Consider the following 17,398-nt stretch of genomic DNA (forward strand, 5'->3'; position numbering starts at 1 on the left):
GGTCTTAGTAGAGGAATGATCTTGCCGGCGTCTGCAAGGGCTCCCGCCCGACCTGGCCGCAGGACGGTGCAGTGCCAGGGGCGAGGTCGCTTCGCTCGCCTCGTGCCGCACCGACGGTCGCACGCCCCTTGCCGGGTCCTGGCGGGTGAAGTGGACCCGCCAACCCGTGATCGAAATGACGCTGGACCATAGTCCGTGGACAGCTCAACAGCGCATAACCGAAATGGGACGGCTACCGCTCCCAACTCGCCCGCTACGCCGACGGCCGCGTCCTGCTGCGCTCCCGCCGCGGCACCGCCATGACACCGGCAGCCGCCCTCGCGCAGTTGCCGGCCGACACTGGCCTGGACGGCGCTATGCGGCCTGTACGGGTGTCTCAGACCCAATGTGTCTCAGGCGGTGCACCTCCGTAGACGAGACGCGTTCGCTGCCGATGGTTCGGGAGCCGCGGGAGGCAATAGGGCCGTGTGGCGTCGGCACGGCCCGGATAACCTGCGCGAATGAAGCGGATTCAGCGAACGGCCGGCGCGGTCGTCGGCTCAGCCGTGGGCGACGCCCTGGGCGCCCCCTTCGAGTTTGGCCCCCCGAGAGCGTTCTCCGCGCGGTTTCCCGCGCCCGGTGCCGGCGGCGAGATGTGCGGAGGCGGTGGCTGGGACCCCGGCGAGGCCACTGACGACACGCAGATGGCCGTCCTGGTCGCGGAGTCGCTGCTGGAGCGGGGCGGACTGGATCTGCCGGACATCTTCGCCCGCTTCCAGCGGTGGGCGGCATCAGAACCGAAGGACATCGGCTTGCAGACCGAAGACGTCCTGACCAACGGCATGCCCTGGGACCTGGCCGCCGCGATTCATTTTCAGGTCAACCAACGAGCAGCAGGAAACGGCTCTTTGATGCGGGCGTCTACCTCCGCAGTTCACTTCGCACCCGTCGGCCGAGAAGCCACCATGGATGCGGCCCGCCGCATGGCCGCCCTCACCCACGGTGACCGCGCGGCCTGGGAGGGCACCGCGATCTTCCACGAACTCATCCGCCTTACATTCGAGGACACCGACCCCCTCGCCGCGCTCCCGGACATCCTGGCCCTCGTCCACCCCGACCACCGCGGCCGCTACGCCACCGTCCTCGCGCCCGACTGGCACCCCGATCAGGCGACCGAATTCAACGGCGCCGTCTGGCCCTGCCTGGGCTCCGCCGTCTGGGCCTTGCGCACCACCACCAGCTTCGAAGACGCGATACGCGCGGCGATCGACCTCGGCGGTGACACGGACACCGTCGCCGCGGTGACCGGAGGCCTGGCGGGGGCGTACTACGGACTGGAAGCAATCCCCAGCCGCTGGACCCAGCCGCTCCATGTCCCCCTCCCAGGCTTCGACGGACGGGTGCTGCACCTGGAAGATCTGCTCCACCTCGCACACCGCCTCGAAACCACGCACGCCGGTGATCTGCCAATGGATACAAGCTGTTGATGAGACAGGGGAAGTGCCGGGGCAGCGGCCACGACTCGGTGGCCCGCTCACTTCGTAACTGGAGTACGCGCGGGTTCGTAGACGATCTCTGCGTGCGATCTCTTACATGTAGGCAGGTCCGAGACCCGTGTTCGACGCGTCCCTGAGTCGGTGGAGTTTCCGCAGAAACTCGCAGAATCGGCGAGCTTGGTTCGTAATCTGCGTGCTCGTGGATGAATACCGAACTCGTCGCAGCGCGCGCCGCGCTGCGACGCGTCTCCCGCGATGGCATGTCAAACCGGGCGTTGCAATGCAAGTACGGCGTCACCTGGAGCACGGTCAACAAGGCCCTGACCTTGGCTTGGCCCCGGCCGCGCACGACAACCGCTTCGGTGCGGCCGTCGAAGCTGGATCCGTTCACGCTGGTGATCGACGAGATCCTGCTCATTGATCTGGACGCGACCAGGAACAGCGCCACACCGTCACCCCGGATCCACCGCCGTCTGATCGACGAGCACTCCTCGTCCGAGGCGTTGCGTTGCGTTGCGTTGACCACTTGAACCCGCACCGAGGAGAGGGCGCAAGCGTCCTGCGAGCAACCGCGCGGTCCGGCCAGGGACTGAAAGTCCGGTGTTTATACCTTGCTCGCGACCACCATGTAGTTCTCGGCCTCAAGATCGAACGTGCTCAGTTCCGTCTGGAGTCCGACCCGGTGCAGCTCGACTTCGAGTTCCTCGTACCGGTAGGGCCAGCAGGACAGCAGTTCCGAGCGGACAAGAACCAACCCGGTCGCATCAACTTGCGCGATCGCAATCTCGATGTGGTGCTCCTCCTCCCACTGCGGCGCAATCTCCCAGCGGTAGACCACGACGGCATCGCGACCGTTCCGGCGGACGAGACGGTCACTGATCTCCAGCCGGGAACCTCTGGCCCTCACGAGTTCCCAAGTGCGGGATGTGAGTACCAAGCGCCCGCCGGGGCGCAGAAGCCGTGACATCGACTCCAGAGCAGCACCCCTGCCTGTCGCGCCCGTGGCATGGTGAAGCGAGTTGCCAACGCAGAACACCATGTCGAACGTGTTGTCCTGGAAATGGTCGGGCAACTCTTCCCAGTTCGCCCGTACGGCCCGGACGGATGCCCCGAACTCCTCGGACAACTCTGCAGTCCGACGAACCATCGTCTCGCTGGCGTCAGTCGCGACAACCTGCATGCCACGACCGGCGAGGCCAACCGCCAACTGTCCGGTTCCGCACGAACAGTCGAGGACGTGAGCGTTCGACGGCAGGAGATTGAGGACGTCGTCGAACGACGCAGCGAACTCGGCTGGAGGCAACTTTGCATCCGAGATGAGCCATTCGTACACCTCGGCAAGCACGCCATAGCCTGTCACAACCACTACCTCCGTCACGCGGCAGACTCACGGTAGGACGTCAGTCCATCAGCGGAGCAAGCCGGGCACCAATGGTTTTCGCAAGGATGGCTTCTGACGGTGTTTGTCAGTTGTCCGTGTGAGTGCATGCCACCGCCTGGTCCTACCGGCGACGCCGGAGGGCCCTGGAGGAACTCTTCACCGACCTGCGCTTGCAATCCCCCTGGACTCTGAGCCCGTCCACGACCGATCCCGGCACCGCCCACGAGTGGCTGGACTGGACGGCCGCCGGCATGGAAGGGCTGTGCTTCAAACGGCTCACCGAGCCCTACCGCCCCACCGCCAGGACCTGGCGCAAGTACAAAGTCCGCGCTACCCACGACGCCATCGTCGGCGCCGTCACCGGACCGCCCAGGCAGTCTGATCAGCAACTTCCCGGAGCATCTGCGCCGCGAGGCACTGCGAGAGACGGGATTCCATCTGTCCGGGACGGCTTCGCTGGGTGCCTACGTTGAGCGCCTCATCAAACGGTCCTCGGTCGCCCGTGACTACCAGAGCGGCAAGCTTATTCGCACCAGCATCGAGAACGCCTTCAACAAGGTGCGGGCCATGGCGTCCACGTGGGGGGGTGGAAGTGCTCACTCCCGAAAGGGGCCAGTTCCTGATCGGCGACAACCCGGCAGTGACCATTTCTGCCGCAAATTCAGAGCTGATGGGCTTCGTCGAACTCGACCGTGATGACCCAGGTCAAGAGGGCATCAGATCCGCAGGTGGCAGCAACAGTCCTGTTGTACTTCTCGGGTAGTGGACGCAACCGACGAAGTGCTGATGGTCGCCCACGGTGCCCACCCGCGACGACGGCCACGAGAGTGAGCGACACAACGCGGCTGATCAGTCTGACTATGAACGCAGGACTGTGGTGCCGTCGTTCGTGACGGCAGCGGTTTCGGGTCGGCGGCGATCATAGAACCACCTGGGCACCGGTGAGCCATCGCTGCGCAGGAGGTAGGTGGCGGCCTGAAGGCGTCGGCATTCTTCGACTGAGATGTCTGCCGACCTGGCCCGGTACGTGGGCAAGACACCGTGAATGTCGTCCTCGACTTGTCAGCGCTTGGTGGACTGCTGCCAGTGCTCGAGGGCGAGTTCGACGGTGTCGAGAAGCGCGGCTGTGCTGGGCAGGAAGAGCACTACGAGGCAGGTGCGCAGCGTCATGTCACTTACGAGGCGAAAATGACGATGATCGCAACAGCCCACGTGTCGCCACCGATCGCCAGGAAGGCGCCATAGGCGTGGTGATCCCAGTGGCTCCAGGCTGCGCTTTGCCGCTGGTACAGAAGGACGTCGCCGGGCCACGGGGTGTCGCCCAAGTCAATGCTGTATCAGTCGCGATAGGGGCCGTACTCAAGGATGCAACGAGCCGCCGAGGAGACATCGTCAGGGACGGGCTGTCGGCCGACGAGGGCTTGGTTCCAATTCAGGTGGAAGAGCTTGGTGTCGTACAGCTCCTGGATGTTGGCAGCCCTCAGGGTGGCGCTTCCCTCCATACCTTTGAGGACGGTCTTCCCGAGTACCAGCCAAGCGGCGGCGATCGCCCCGCGGGTACTCGTCCCCGCCGGGAGGAACACCGCGAAGAGCGGCGCCGTCAGAGCCAGAAGCACGTTGCCCCACGTCCTGATGCGGAGCCACCACATCGCCGGCTTGTACAGGTGGGCGTAGGCCAGCAGTCGGGGCTTGCAGAAAACTCCGTCGCCGCAGGTCAGTGGGTGGCCAGGAGATCGCTCCGGAACGCACACTCATCGATTGGGAAACGCTCAGCTAATCGCTGCAGGTCAGAACGTGTGCTTGGAGCATGTCGTTGGATCCTCAGGTCGGACCGCGGCCCAGTGGCTGACCACCCTCCAACATTCCTGTACGCCGCACGGGTCCCGCCAGCACCGCGGTTCACCGAGCTCACCATGATCGCCACGAGTGAAGGGGGCCGCAGTCGACGTTCCGCGGCGCCTCCTCGCGGGGGGCACGGCAGCGAACAACGGCGTTCTCCCACGCAACCCTCGCGCGCATGCGGCGTTCTCCCACGCAACCCTCGCGCGCATTCCGACCGAGTCCGGCAGTGAACCGCGGCCGCCACAGCGGAACGGGTAGCAGTGCAGTGCAGGAGCTGCGCATCCCGCGTTCGCCCCAGCAGCGTCCGGCGTACGTCCACGGCATGGCCGTCACGCCGGCGATGCCGTGGTGGCCCACCACACACGGGGCAGGAATACCGCGCGCCGGCTTCACACCCCCCGCGGAATGAGACGGATAGATGGACACCCGGGAATTCATATCCAGGGGATGATTTCTTCCCCCCATCGCGAGTGGACATCATCTCGGCACCGGCGAATCATGGTGTGCGCACCGCCGATGGGCGGATCGCGGTCGACAAAGGGGCAGGCGCCATGGTCGAGGCTGTTTCATTCAGGAACAAGGCAGTAGAGATCGCGGGACACCTCCACCTGCCGGACGACTTCGACGAAGATAGAAAATACCCGGCCCTTGTCGGAATTCATCCGGCCGGCGGTGTAAAGGAACAGACCATCGGCCAGTACGCGAAGCGGCTGGCTTCCGAGGGATTCGTGACCGTGGTCTACGACTCCTCCTACCAGGGAGAGAGCGGAGGCGAACCGCGCCTTCTGGAAGACCCGACGACCAGGGTGGAGGACGCCCGCTGCGCGGCGGACTTCCTCACCACTCTCCCGTACGTGGACACCGAGCGGATGGGCGTCTTCGGCATCTGCGCCGGTGGCGGTTACGCGATCAGCGTGGCGCAGACCGAACGCCGTTTCAAGGCGGTCGCCACCGTCAGCGCGGCTCCGATGGGCGAAGGTTCCAGGGCCTTCCTGGGGCATCCGTCTCCGGTGTCCGAGCAGATCAGGAACCTGGAGATGGTCGCTCAGCAGCGCACAGCTGAGGCGAGGGGAGCGGAGCCCGTCTACGCCCCGTTCGTCCCGGAAACGCTGGAGGAGATCGACGACAACACGCCGGACCTCCTCCGCGAGGGATACGACTACTACCGGACTCCGCGTGGTCAGCATCCCCGTTCCAAGGGCCGCTTTCTGCTGACCAGCATGGACAAGATGTACGCGTTCTCGGCGTTCGATCAAATCCCGGAACTGCTGACCCAGCCGCTGCTCCTCATCGCGGGGAGCAAGGCGGACACAAAAGTGTTCAGCGACCAGGCTTACGAGCTTTCCAAGGGCCTGAAGGAACTGTTCGTCGTCGACGGGGCGACTCACATCGCCATGTACGACGTTCCCGAGTACATGGATCAGGCGCTCACCAAGATGGTGAAGTTCTTCGCCGTCCTTCAGTAGAAGGCCCACAGGGCAAACGCCCGGAGAGCCTAGCCCGCCGTAGAAATCATTCGAGGAGCACCTTCACCATGTCCCATCCCGGCCACCCCACCACCGTCGCCATCGCCTTTCATTCGGGCTACGGCCACACGGCCGTCGTCGCCGAAGCCGTGGCGCGTGGTGCGGCGGGAGCGGGCGTCGAGGTCGTCTCGATCTCCGTCGACACCATTACGGACGAGCAGTGGGCACAGCTGGACGCCGCTGACGCGATCGTCTTCGGCGCCCCCACATACATGGGTACCGCCTCCGCGGCCTTCCACGCGTTCGCCGAGGCCAGCAGCAGGCGCTGGTTCTCCCAGTCCTGGGTGGACAAGCTCGCCGCGGGTTTCACCAACTCCGGTGCCAAGAACGGCGACAAGTCGTCCACCCTGGGCTACTTCGCCACGATGGCCGCCCAGCACGGCATGCACTGGATCAGCCTGGGCCTGCAGCCGGGCTGGGACTCCACCACGGGCAGCGAGGACGACATCAACCGGCTGGGCTTCTTCCTGGGCGCCGGCGCCCAGAGCCCGACCGACGCCGGCCCGGAGGCGGTCCACAAGTCGGACATCGCCACCGCGGAGCACCTGGGCGCCCGCGTCGCACGCCAGGCCGCGATCTTCCGCGCCGGGCGGACCGCCCTCGCCGCCTGATCCCAGAACCTTTCCCCGCTCCATCCCCCCCCCCGCAAGGAGTACGTCATGTCCGATTCCCCGAGCCTCGCCCTCATCCGCCGGCTGTACGAATCCGGAATGTCCCCGGAAGTGACCGCCGAGGTCATGGCGCAGGACCTCGTCTGGGACATCACCCCCGGCTTCCCGAACAGCGGCGTCTACCACGGCTGGGACGACGCGGCCAAGAATTTCTTCGGCAGGACGATGCCGAACTACGACTCCTTCGGCCCGGTGCCCGAGGAGTTCTACGCCGACGACGAAGGCCATGTCTTCGTATTCGGCCACTACCACGCCGAGACGAAGACCGGGAACAAGGCCGACGTCCGGTTCATCCACCTGTGGACCGTCCGTGACGGCAAGGCCGTGAGCATGCGGCAGGCCGCCGACAGCCACATCCTCCAGGAAGCCCTCAAGGGCTGACACCCTCACCAGGAGACGACAACCATGGCGAAGATTCTCTTCGTGATCACCGCGTCCGACCACTGGACGCTGGCCGACGGCACCCGCCAGCCGGCCGGCTTCTGGGCCGAGGAAGCGATCGGCCCCTACCAGGTCTTCAAGGAGGCCGGATACGAGATCGCGGCGGCGACGCCCGGCGGTGTACCGCCCACCGCGGATGCGCTCAGCCTCACCGCCGAGTTCAACGGCGGCGAGGAAGGCGCCGAGCACATGCGGACCGCACTGCGCGAGGCCACCGAGCTGGCGCACCCGATGCGCATCGAGGACGTGAACATCGACGACTACGCGGCCGTGTTCTACCCCGGCGGCTGGGGCCCGATGGAGGACCTGCCCGCCGACGCCGCCTCCGGCAAGCTGCTCACCGAGTGGCTCGCCTCGGGCAAGCCGGTGTCCCTGGTGTGCCACGGCCCCGCAGCACTGCTGGCGACGATCGGCCCGGACGGGACCTCCCCGTTCCACGGTTACCGCCTCACCGGCCTGTCCAACGCCGAGGAGAAGCTGAACGGTCTCGCGGACCGCGCGAAGTGGCTGCTGCAGGACCGCCTCGTGGGCGAACTCGGGGCGGACTACCGCGAGGCCGACCCGTTCACCCCGCACGTCCAGGTCGACCGCACCCTCTACACCGGCCAGAACCCGGTCTCGGCCGTCGCCCTCGCCCAGGAGCTGGTCAAGGCACTGAGCTGACGACTCGGAAAGCTCCCGCCGGTGGCCCGTGGCGTGCTCGCGCCCCGGTCCATCCGTCCTGCTGCGGGCTGTATCGCAATGGAGGAGATCGTGCCCACTGGCCGATCAGCCAGGGGACGGATCCGTCCCCCTCCAAAGATGCGGCGTTTATGCCAAGCTGAAGGTCATGAACCGCAACCCGCATCTGAACGAGCTGGGTGAGTTCCTCAAGGCTCGTCGCGCCGAGCTCACCCCCTCCGAGGTCGGCCTCCGCGGCGGGCAACGGAGGCGCGTGAAGGGTCTGCGCCGCGAGGAGGTGGCGCTCCTCGCCGCGATCAGCACCGAGTACTACACCCGGATCGAGCAGGGCCGGCTCCAGGCGTCAGCTCCCCTCCTCGACGAGATCGCCCAGGTGCTCCGTCTGAACGACGCCCAGCGCACCTATCTCTTCGACCTCGCGGCGAAGGAGCGAGTGCGCCCGGCCGCGTACCGCGAGCGCCAGCAGGTGGACCCACAGCTGCAGCGCATGCTGGACGACCTCAGCGCCTCCCCGGCCTTCGTCATCGGCCGGTGCACCGACATCCTGGGCTGGAACCAGCTTGCCGCCGCCCTATGGACCGATTTCGGGCGCTACCCCGAGCAGGAGCGGGTGTTCGTGCGGCTGCTGTTCACCGAACCCTGGATGCGTGAGCTGTACGTCGACTGGGAGGAGGTCACCCGGCTGGCCATCGCCCAGCTGCGCATGGAGAGCGCCCGCTACCCCGACGACCAGCCGCTCACCGCACTGGTCGAGGAACTCTCCGCCCGTGACCCACAGTTCCGGCAGTGGTGGACCGAACACGACGTCGCGATGCGGGGCAACGGCGTCAAAAAGCTGCGTCACCCGGTGGTGGGCGAGCTGACGCTCGACTGGAACACGCTCACCTGCGGCACGGACCCCGACCAGCACATCATCGTGTGGAACGCGGAACCCGGCACCCCCTCCCACGACGGGCTACGCCTGCTCGCTTCCTGGACCGCCGACCGGAAACCGTCGGCGTCCGACGCGGCTACCTGAGCCTTCCCTCCCGGGCGCCCGCAAGGGCTGACCGGCGGTGCGGTGCCACACATGGGGGGGGAGGGATACGTCCCCCCTATGGCCGTCTCCCGGCCAAGAACCTTCCCCTTTTCCGGGCGTACGGGAGACGGAAAGGTCGGACACCTCAACGACCGCATGTCAGACAATGAGGTGCTTCGCATGAAGGCTGTAGGTTTCACGGAATTCGGTGGGCCGGAGGTGCTTCAGATTCTGGAGCTGCCTATCCCTGACGCAGGTCCGGGCGAGGTGCGTATCCGGGTCAGTGCCGCGACCGTCAACGCGGTCGACGCCCTCCAGCGCAGCGGCCCCGCCCGGTCTCCGGATGCCACGCCGCCGTTCGTTCCCGGCATGGAGGCCGCCGGTGTCGTGGACCAGATCGGCGCGGGTACGGACACGGACCTCGGCGTCGGTGACCAGGTGATCGCGTTCGTCCTCGCCGACGGTTCCCGCGGAGCCTACGCCGAGCAGGTCGTCGTACCGGCGGAGTCGGTGGTGCGCGCACCCCACGGCGTCAGCGACGCGCAGGCGGCGTCACTGTCGATGAACGGGCTGACCGCGCGCCTGGCCCTGGACACCCTCGGCCTGGAACCCGGCCAGACCGTCGCCATCACCGGAGCAGCCGGTGCGGTGGGCGGCTATGCAGTCCAGCTGGCCAAGGCGGACGGGCTGCGGGTGGTGGCCGACGCCTCCGAGCAGGACGAGACCCTGGTCAAGGAACTCGGTGCCGACATCGTCCTGCGTCGCGGCGCCGAGTACCCGGACCGGGTCCGCACGGAGGTCCCGGAGGGCGTCGACGGGCTCCTCGACGGCGCGTCGCTCGGCGCTCTCACCGCCCGGGCGGTGCGTGACGGCGGCCGGGTGGTGACACTGCTCGGCTACGACGGTCCCGGCGAACGCGGCATCGTCTACGAGCCGATCGTCGTGTTCCGGTACGCCCGCGAGCACGCCAAGCTCGACCGGCTCCGGCAGCAAGCGGAGGACGGCCGGATCACCCTCCGGGTCGCCAGGACCTTCCCTGCGGAACAGGCCGCCGAGGCACACCGTCTCCTCGCCGCGGGCGGAGTACGTGGCCGACTGGTCCTGACCTTCTGATGCGGAGCACGTACGGGCACTGAGACGGCTGCCCTAAACGTCACCCGTGTGTGTGGTCGGACGTCGTACGACGTCCGACCACACACACGCGCTACGCGGCGAACGCGTTCACACCCGTCAGCTCCGCCGACAGCTCCCACAGCCGCGCCGCCTGCTCGGGGTCGGTCGCCCAGTCCTTCACACCGCGCATCTCGCCGTCGGCAGGGGCGGGCTCGGCCACGTCGCAGTCCTCGAGGTAGAGACCGCCCAGGCCGGCCAGCTGGGGGGAGTTCGCGGCCCACACCTGCGTGGCCGCGCCCTGCTGAGGGGTCTTGAAGAAGTCCGGGTCGCGCAGGTTGCCGTCCTCGTCGAACCAGCCCAACTCCACCTTCTCCTCCTCGGGCACGTGCCGCAGGAGCGGTGTGATGATGACGCCGGGATGCACGGCGAAGGCGCGGACGCCGAAGTCCTTGCCGAGCCTGTCCAGGTGCACCGCGAAGAGCGCGTTCGCGGTCTTCGCCTGCCCGTACGCCTGCCACTTGTCGTAGCCCCGCTCCCACTGGACGTCGTCCCAGCGGATGCCGGACATGTGATGGCCGCCGGAGGAGACGGAGACGACCCGTGCGCCGTCGGGTTCGAGCGCCGGCCACAGACGATTGACGAGGACGAAGTGACCGAGGTGGTTGGTCGCGAACTGCGCTTCCCAGCCGGGCCCGACCCTGGTTTCGGGGCATGCCATGATCCCGGCGCTGTCGATGACGAAGTCGACACTCCTGCTCGAGTCGAGGAACCGCTCCGCGAATCCGCGAACACTCTCCAGGTCGCCGAGATCCAGCTCGTCCACCTCGACGCCGAGGACCCCGTCGAGCGCGCCCCGGGCGTCCGCGGGCCTACGCGCGGGGACGACGACGTGGGCGCCGGCCCGGGTGAGCGCACGGGTGGTCTCCAGGCCGATGCCCGAGTAGCCGCCGGTGACGATCGCGAGCTTGCCGCTCAGCTCGATGCCCTGGAGGACGTCGTCGGCGGTGCTCCTGGCGTCGAACCCGGAGCCGATCTTGTGCTGTGCAGTGGTCATGCGCAATCACTCCTGACTAGAGCAGTGGAAGAAAACCTGACGTTCGAGGGAGGGCGCTCACCCGTTTCTCTCGGAGAGGAGCGGTCCGCGGCGGCCGAGGGCCCACACGAGGAGTGCGACGCAGGCGAGGCCGGCGCCGGTCAGCGAGACGGCGGTCCAGCCGGCGGCGGACCACAGGACGGAGGCTGCCGCGGAGCCGGCCGCGCCGCCGATGAAGTTGCAGGTGACGAAGGCCGTGTTGAGGCGGCTCCGGGCCTGGGGCGCGAGCGCGAACAGCCGTGTCTGGTTGAGGATGTTCACGCCCTGTACGGCGATGTCGAGCAGCACGACGGCCACGACGATCCCCACGACGGAACGCTCGGCGAAGGCCGCGACGATGAACGAGACCAGGATCGCGGCCCACCCCCACCCGGTCGCCGGCATGGACCTGCCCCGGTCGTGGAGTCGCCCCGCACGTCGGGCGGCCAGCGCCCCGGTCAGGCCGATGAGGCCGAACAGGCCGATCACGGAGACCGAGTAGGAGAACGGCTCCGCGCCGAGCAGGAAGGTCAGCCCGGTCCAGAACAGGGTGAAGACGCCGAAGGCGGTGGCACCGAGGAACAGCGTCCAGCGCACCGCGCGTTCCTGCCGGATCACCTGCCACACCGAGAGCAACAGCCGCGGGTATGGCAGGTGGACCTTCGGGGCGACGGGAGGAATCGCGCGGTGAAGGAGCAACGCGAAGGTGGCGGAGACCGCTGCGGCGACGAAGTAGATGGCGCGCCAGCCGGCCGTGTCCGCGACGAGTCCGCTGATGGTGCGGGAGGTGAGGATGCCGATGAGCAGCCCGGAGACCACCGTCCCCACCACGCGCCCGCGGTTGGTGTCGTCGGCGAGGTCACCGGCGAGCGGGGTGAGCAACTGGCCGCTGACGGTCGTCAGCCCGAGGAGAGTGGTCGCCACCAGGAGCGCGCCCAGGGAAGGAGCGATGGCGCAGGCGATGAGTGCGAGGGCCGCGCAGAGCATCATTCCGGGGATGAACCGGCGCCGGTCGAGGACATCGCCGAGCGGGACCAGCAGCAGTGCTCCGGTCGCGTAGCCGATCTGGGTGGCTGTCACGAGCCAGCCCGCCGACGCGGTCGAGGCGTGCAGGTCGCTGCCGATGAAGCCGAGCAGCGGCTGTGCCCAGTAGAGGTTGGCGACGGCGGTGCCGCCGGCGACTGCGAACAGCAGAGTCAGGCCGCGGCTCATCCTGTTCCCGTCCGCTGTGGCGGGGACGTTCGCGGTGGGCGGCGTGGGGGTGGTGTCCGGAGTGGCCATGGTCGGGTGTCCAGGTGAGTACGGGCCGGTCGGCTGTATCGCCGCGAGGTGAAGTGGGCCTGTGCGATGGGGTGGTGGCGGAAGTCCGTCGGCCTTCCGCGCGATGCCGGGGCTACGCCTGTTCCAGTGGCAGCCAGCGGTCGTCGGTGGCCAGGCGGTCGGCCTCCACCGGCCCCCAGCTGCCGACGTCGTAGGGGTAGGGCGAACCGGGCAGGTCGAGGACGGGCCCGACGATGCGCCAGAGCTCCTCGACCATGTCCATGGTGGTGAAGCGGCGCGGGTCGCCGGTGATCGCGTCGGCCAGGACATGGGTGTAGGCGACGGAGTTGCTCCCGGTGAGGTGAGCGAAGTCGACCGTCGCGGCGACCTGGTCGACCTCGCCGGCGTCTCCCTCGTGCTGGGCGAGCAGATCGAAGGTGACGCCCGCGCGAGGGCTGATGCGAAAACGCAGCCCGTTCGCAGGGGCCTGTTGAGCGCCGGCGGAGTGGTAGTAGCCCTCGACGGGTCGGTTGAGTTCGACGACGATCTCGATGGCGGTGGCCGCCATCGCCTTGCCCGCCCGGATGGTGAAGGGGATCCCGGCCCAGCGGTCGAGGTTCACCCAGGTGCGCAGGGCGCAGTAGGTTTCGGTGGTCGACCCCGCTTTGACACCCTGGACGTCGAGGTAACCGTCGTGCTGACCGCCTACGAAGTCCTCGGACCGCACGGTACGGACGGCGCGCAGGGCTCGGATGCGTTCGTCGAGGACGTCGGCGGCGGAGCCGGTACGCGGTGCTTCCATCACGAAGTAGGCGAGCATCTGCAGCAGGTGGTTCTGGACCACGTCGCGCAGGCATCCGGTCGCGTCGTAGAAGCCGCCACGGTCGGGCACGTCGAAGTCCTCGGCCATGGTGATCTGGACGCTGCGCACGAAGCGGCGGTCCAGGACGGCGTTGACGCTGGTGTTGGCGAAGCGGAAGGTCAGCAGGTCCTCGATGACGTCCTTGGCGAGGAAGTGGTCGACGCGACGCAGTCGTTCCTCGGGGAAGTACCGGGTCAGTTCGCTCTGCAGGGCACGGGCGGAGTGCAGGTCGTGGCCGAAAGGCTTCTCGACGACGAGCCGTGCGTTGTCGGCCAGACCTGCCTCGGCAAGCCGCTGGGCGATGACGGGGTAGGTGGACGGCGGCAGGGCGACGCAGTGCGTCAGGAAGCCGTGCGGACGGACCCGGTCGGCGAGGTCGGTGAAGGTGGCGGGGTCGTCGTAGTCGACGCGGGCATAGCCCAGCAGTGCGGCGAACCTGTCGAACACCCCCTCGTCCAGGGAGACTTCCGCGGCCCTCAGCACATCGCGAGCATGTCGGCGCAGCCGTTCGTCGTCCCAGTCGCTGCGGCCGACGCCGATGACGGGCACGTCGAGGAAGCCCTGGCGGGTCAGGTCGTACAGGGCGGGCAGCACCATCTTCTTGGCTAGGTCGCCGGTGATGCCGAAGAGGACGAGGGCATCGGCGCGGGAGGCGGGGGTGGTCATGGTCGCTCCTGAGGAGGTGAGGGGGCTATCCGTGCGTCGTCACTTGACGCCGCGTACGCCTGCGAGGGAGACGATGGCGAGGGCCGAGCAGATGGCGCCGACGACGAAGAGGGGCGGATAGTCGTCGTGGGAGCCGACGATGAGCGATCCGTACAGCGGGATGAGCATCTGCGGGACGACGAGGGCCAGGTTGTAGACGCCCAGTTCCTGTGCCGCGTGCTCGGGATCGGGCAGGACCCGGCTGACCATGGGCAGATCGACGGAGAGGTAGCCGCCCTGGGCGACGCCGATGAGCACCATGCCCGTCAGGAAGATCCCGAACGAGCTGTCGACGCACATGACCAGAAGTCCGCCCGCCGACGCGAGAGCGGCCAGGCGGAGCCAGGGCTTGAGGCGGCCGGTACGGTCGTCGAGCATGCCGAAGAGCAGCGAGGCCACCAACGATCCGGCGCCCAGCAGCAGGGTGGACTGGAAGACCTTGCCAGCGGTGCTGTCGCCGGCGTATCCGACACGGTCCGAGACGATGTACGTCTGGTAGGTGAGGATGATGAAGACCCCGGTGAACATCAGGAACCGGCTGGCGAACGCCCAGGCGTAGGCGGGGTAGCGGCGCGGGTACACATAGAAGCTGGAGAAGAACTCCCGCGGGCCGAAGGGCGGGAGGGTGCTCTTGTCGGCGGGTCCGTCGGGGACCACGGCGACGAGTAGCGCCACACCGGCCACGCCGATCAGACCTGGGACCAGCAGCATCAGCGCGGGACTGAAGTCAAACAGGCTGACCAACAGGGTCGCGGCGACCATCCCGATGGGCATGGCCGGCCCCATCAGCCCGCTGACCCGGCCCCGCATCCCTGGTTCGATGCGCTCGGTCAGCACGGCCTGCGCCGCCATCAGCGTGCCCGACCAGCCGGCCTGTGCCAGTACCCAGCCCACGACCAGCAGCCACACCGCGCCGCCGAGGCCGATGCAGGCAAGGCCGGTGAGTCCGACGAGCGGGCCGATCACCAACCAGGTCCGACGCTTCCCCAGGCGAAGGGTGGTGCGGTCGGAGAGGGCGCCCAGGAGCGGGGAGGCGATCGCGGCGGCGAAGGCGCCGACGGACAGCACGGTACTCAGCGTGGAGACCCGCCGGCCCTCACCGACCACGTCACGCACGCGCAGCGCCATGCTGATCGTGGGCGGGGACATCACCGCGATGTAGGCACCGTAGTAGGCAGCGACCAGCGCGACGGGCAGCAACAGGCTCGCCCGTGTCGTGGGGATCGGAGCGGCGACCTGGCTGGACGTGGGGATGGCTCTGGTCATCCGTGACTCGCTTCCTTCGGCCGAGGTCCGAGACGCATCACGGCAGCAAGTGCATCTCCGCAGTTCTGAGTTGGACAGTAAGTTTCCCGGTGTCGGGGAATAAGAAAAGGGGCTGTTTTCTTCCCCGGCATGAATTACCCAGGGGATGAATTCCTCCCACCCATACACCGATGCGCGCGTGTCGGCCCCGCGGATATGGTCAGCGGCGCGGCCCGGGCGGAAGAAACACGTCCGATTGCCTGTATCGGAGGGAACGGAATTGTGGTCCAGGAAGTAGGCGAACAGGTGGTGGAGCCGCAGTCGGTGGCGGGAAACCGTCACAGGGTGCGGGTGTCCATCGGCGCGTTGCTGCTCGGCATGCTCATCTCGTCCCTGGACCAGACCATCGTCTCCACCGCGTTGCCGACGATCGTCAGTGACCTCGGCGGAATGAGCCACCTGTCGTGGGTCGTCACCGCCTACCTGCTCGCCTCGACCGCCGCGACCCCGCTGTGGGGCAAGCTGGGCGACCAGTACGGGCGCAAGAAGCTGTTCCAGGCTGCGATCGTGATCTTCCTGATCGGATCGGCGCTGTGCGGTCTGGCGCAGGACATGCCGCAGCTGATCGCGTTCCGCGCGCTTCAAGGGTTCGGCGGCGGTGGCCTGATGGTCCTGTCGATGGCGATCGTCGGCGACATTGTGCCGCCCCGGGACCGGGGCCGCTACCAGGGGCTGTTCGGTGCCGTCTTCGGCGCGACCAGCGTGCTGGGGCCGTTGCTCGGCGGGCTGTTCGTGGACCGTCTGAGCTGGCGCTGGGTCTTTTACATCAACCTGCCCGTCGGTGCCTTCGCCCTCGTGGTGATCGCCGCCGCGCTGCGGATCCCGGTCCGGTCGCAGAAGCACCGGATCGACTACCTGGGGACGCTTCTGATCGCGTCCGTCGCCACCTGCCTGATCCTGGTGACCTCACTCGGCGGCCGGACCTGGGGATGGACATCGGCCCCGTTGATCGGAACCGCGGCCCTGGGTGCCGTACTGCTCGCTGCACCGGCTCACGGAGTCCTCCGGCAACCTCGAGATGAGCCTGTACTTCTTCGTCTTCGGCTTCGGGCTCGGCCTGGTCATGCAGGTGCTCGTCCTCATCGTGCAGAACGCGGTGTCGTACGAGGATCTGGGGGTCGCCACCTCGGGGGTCACGTTCTTCCGGTCGATCGGCTCCGCGTTCGGCGTCGCCGTCTTCGGCACGGTCTTCACCAGCCGGCTCGACGACAAGCTGCACGACGTGTTCACCGGGCCGGCCCAGTCCCGGTCGGCCGCCGTGCTCGAGGCCGACCCACGTGCCATGGACCGGCTCCCGCCCGAGCTGCGCCCGTCCGCGCTGCACGCGTACGCCACATCGATCACCGACGTGTTCCTCTACGCTGCCCCGGTCGTCCTGCTCGCCTTCGCGCTGACCTGGCTCCTCAAGGAGGACAGGCTGCGCGGCTCGGTCACCGCGCCCGACCTGGCGCAGACCCTCAGCGTCCACCCCGTGCACCGCTCCTCGCGTGAGGAGGCGCAGCGGGCCCTGTCCGTCCTCGGGTCACGAAACGGACGGCGCGACATCTACGAGAAGATCACCGCCACGGCCGGATACGACCTTCTGCCCGCCTCCAGCTGGCTACTGCTGCGGGCTTTGCGACCGGACAGGTCTTTGCCGCCGGCACGGCTCGCCGAGTACAGCCAGGTGCCGCTGCCGGTGATCCAGGCCGCTCTGCAGCAGATCGAGCAGCGGCAGTTGGCCACGATCGAGGGCATGGACCTGATCCTCACCGACGCGGGCCGCGACGCCGCGGCCCGGCTGTCGGCGGCCCGCCGGGACTCTCTCGCCGAGCTGCTCGGCGACTGGTGGGGACCCGACCGGCCGACGGACCTGGTCGAACTGGTCGACGAGTTGTCGTCGCAGCTCTCCGGCTCCGACGGGGAACGACCGCGCCTCGCGGCGCCCGGGGAACGCGCTCGTCGCACCTGATCCAGGGCATGCGTCACTCCGGATGGGGAGGGGCGGCGTCTCTCCCCGCGCCGGGGCCCTCCACGGCGGTGGACCGGTAACCCCATGGCGGCTAT

At 67.9% G+C, this 17,398-nt stretch carries 14 protein-coding genes and 2 pseudogenes; 9 read left to right on the plus strand and 7 right to left on the minus strand.

What is annotated here, in order from left to right; all coding sequences use genetic code 11:
* Positions 1–500: 500 nt before the first annotated feature.
* Positions 501–1,466 (plus strand): ADP-ribosylglycohydrolase family protein, encoded by a 966-nt coding sequence (locus tag ACIRPU_RS40280; RefSeq protein ID WP_403876919.1) that lies wholly within the window; start codon positions 501–503, stop codon positions 1,464–1,466.
* Positions 1,467–1,678: 212 nt separating this feature from the next.
* Positions 1,679–2,005: a hypothetical protein gene (locus tag ACIRPU_RS40285; protein ID WP_403876922.1), complete on the plus strand. Its 327-nt coding sequence runs from the start codon at positions 1,679–1,681 to the stop codon at positions 2,003–2,005.
* Between the two features lie 74 nt (positions 2,006–2,079).
* On the opposite strand, the gene ACIRPU_RS40290 is transcribed toward ACIRPU_RS40285, so the two are convergent.
* The 3 genes and pseudogenes from ACIRPU_RS40290 to ACIRPU_RS40300 form a co-directional block, all read right to left on the minus strand.
* The gene (locus ACIRPU_RS40290) at positions 2,080–2,835 is read right to left on the minus strand and encodes a class I SAM-dependent methyltransferase (protein ID WP_403877049.1); all 756 of its coding nucleotides are present in this window, start codon (positions 2,833–2,835) and stop codon (positions 2,080–2,082) included.
* 879 nt (positions 2,836–3,714) lie between these two features.
* On the minus strand, positions 3,715–3,903 hold the full coding sequence (locus ACIRPU_RS40295) for an S-4TM family putative pore-forming effector (RefSeq protein ID WP_403877052.1): 189 nt from the start codon (positions 3,901–3,903) through the stop codon (positions 3,715–3,717).
* A gap of 128 nt (positions 3,904–4,031) precedes the next feature.
* Positions 4,032–4,607: pseudogene (locus ACIRPU_RS40300) on the minus strand (S-4TM family putative pore-forming effector).
* Positions 4,608–5,168: 561 nt separating this feature from the next.
* Here ACIRPU_RS40300 and ACIRPU_RS40305 point away from each other — a divergent pair.
* The 6 genes from ACIRPU_RS40305 to ACIRPU_RS40330 all read left to right on the plus strand — a co-directional run bounded on the left by ACIRPU_RS40305 (position 5,169) and on the right by ACIRPU_RS40330 (position 10,148).
* Positions 5,169–6,164, plus strand: a complete 996-nt coding sequence (locus ACIRPU_RS40305) for an alpha/beta hydrolase (protein WP_403876925.1) — start codon at positions 5,169–5,171, stop codon at positions 6,162–6,164.
* A 68-nt stretch (positions 6,165–6,232) separates the two neighbouring features.
* Entirely contained in the window at positions 6,233–6,835 is a 603-nt protein-coding gene (locus tag ACIRPU_RS40310) for a flavodoxin family protein (RefSeq protein WP_403876928.1), read from the plus strand.
* Positions 6,836–6,883: 48 nt separating this feature from the next.
* The gene (locus ACIRPU_RS40315) at positions 6,884–7,276 is read left to right on the plus strand and encodes a nuclear transport factor 2 family protein (RefSeq protein WP_403876931.1); all 393 of its coding nucleotides are present in this window, start codon (positions 6,884–6,886) and stop codon (positions 7,274–7,276) included.
* A 24-nt stretch (positions 7,277–7,300) separates the two neighbouring features.
* Complete coding sequence (locus tag ACIRPU_RS40320; RefSeq protein ID WP_403876933.1) at positions 7,301–7,999, plus strand: type 1 glutamine amidotransferase domain-containing protein; 699 nt, start codon at positions 7,301–7,303, stop codon at positions 7,997–7,999.
* Positions 8,000–8,165: 166 nt separating this feature from the next.
* Positions 8,166–9,035: a helix-turn-helix domain-containing protein gene (locus ACIRPU_RS40325; RefSeq protein ID WP_403876936.1), complete on the plus strand. Its 870-nt coding sequence runs from the start codon at positions 8,166–8,168 to the stop codon at positions 9,033–9,035.
* A gap of 180 nt (positions 9,036–9,215) precedes the next feature.
* The gene (locus ACIRPU_RS40330) at positions 9,216–10,148 is read left to right on the plus strand and encodes an NADP-dependent oxidoreductase (RefSeq protein WP_403876939.1); all 933 of its coding nucleotides are present in this window, start codon (positions 9,216–9,218) and stop codon (positions 10,146–10,148) included.
* 91 nt (positions 10,149–10,239) lie between these two features.
* Here ACIRPU_RS40330 and ACIRPU_RS40335 read toward each other — a convergent pair whose 3' ends face one another.
* The 4 genes from ACIRPU_RS40335 to ACIRPU_RS40350 form a co-directional block, all read right to left on the minus strand.
* On the minus strand, positions 10,240–11,202 hold the full coding sequence (locus ACIRPU_RS40335; protein ID WP_403876942.1) for an SDR family NAD(P)-dependent oxidoreductase: 963 nt from the start codon (positions 11,200–11,202) through the stop codon (positions 10,240–10,242).
* 57 nt (positions 11,203–11,259) lie between these two features.
* Positions 11,260–12,501 (minus strand): MFS transporter, encoded by a 1,242-nt coding sequence (locus ACIRPU_RS40340; RefSeq protein ID WP_403876945.1) that lies wholly within the window; start codon positions 12,499–12,501, stop codon positions 11,260–11,262.
* Between the two features lie 112 nt (positions 12,502–12,613).
* A complete protein-coding gene (gene zwf / locus ACIRPU_RS40345) occupies positions 12,614–14,008 on the minus strand; it encodes a glucose-6-phosphate dehydrogenase (RefSeq protein WP_403876948.1) in 1,395 nt (464 codons plus the stop codon).
* A gap of 39 nt (positions 14,009–14,047) precedes the next feature.
* Entirely contained in the window at positions 14,048–15,313 is a 1,266-nt protein-coding gene (locus tag ACIRPU_RS40350; RefSeq protein ID WP_403876951.1) for an MFS transporter, read from the minus strand.
* Between the two features lie 357 nt (positions 15,314–15,670).
* On the opposite strand from ACIRPU_RS40350, the pseudogene ACIRPU_RS40355 reads away from it, so the two are divergent.
* Positions 15,671–17,303: pseudogene (locus ACIRPU_RS40355) on the plus strand (MDR family MFS transporter).
* The last annotated feature ends 95 nt before the right edge of the window (positions 17,304–17,398 follow it).

The organism is Streptomyces sp. NPDC102259, assembly GCF_044766465.1.
Taxonomy (GTDB): domain Bacteria; phylum Actinomycetota; class Actinomycetes; order Streptomycetales; family Streptomycetaceae; genus Streptomyces.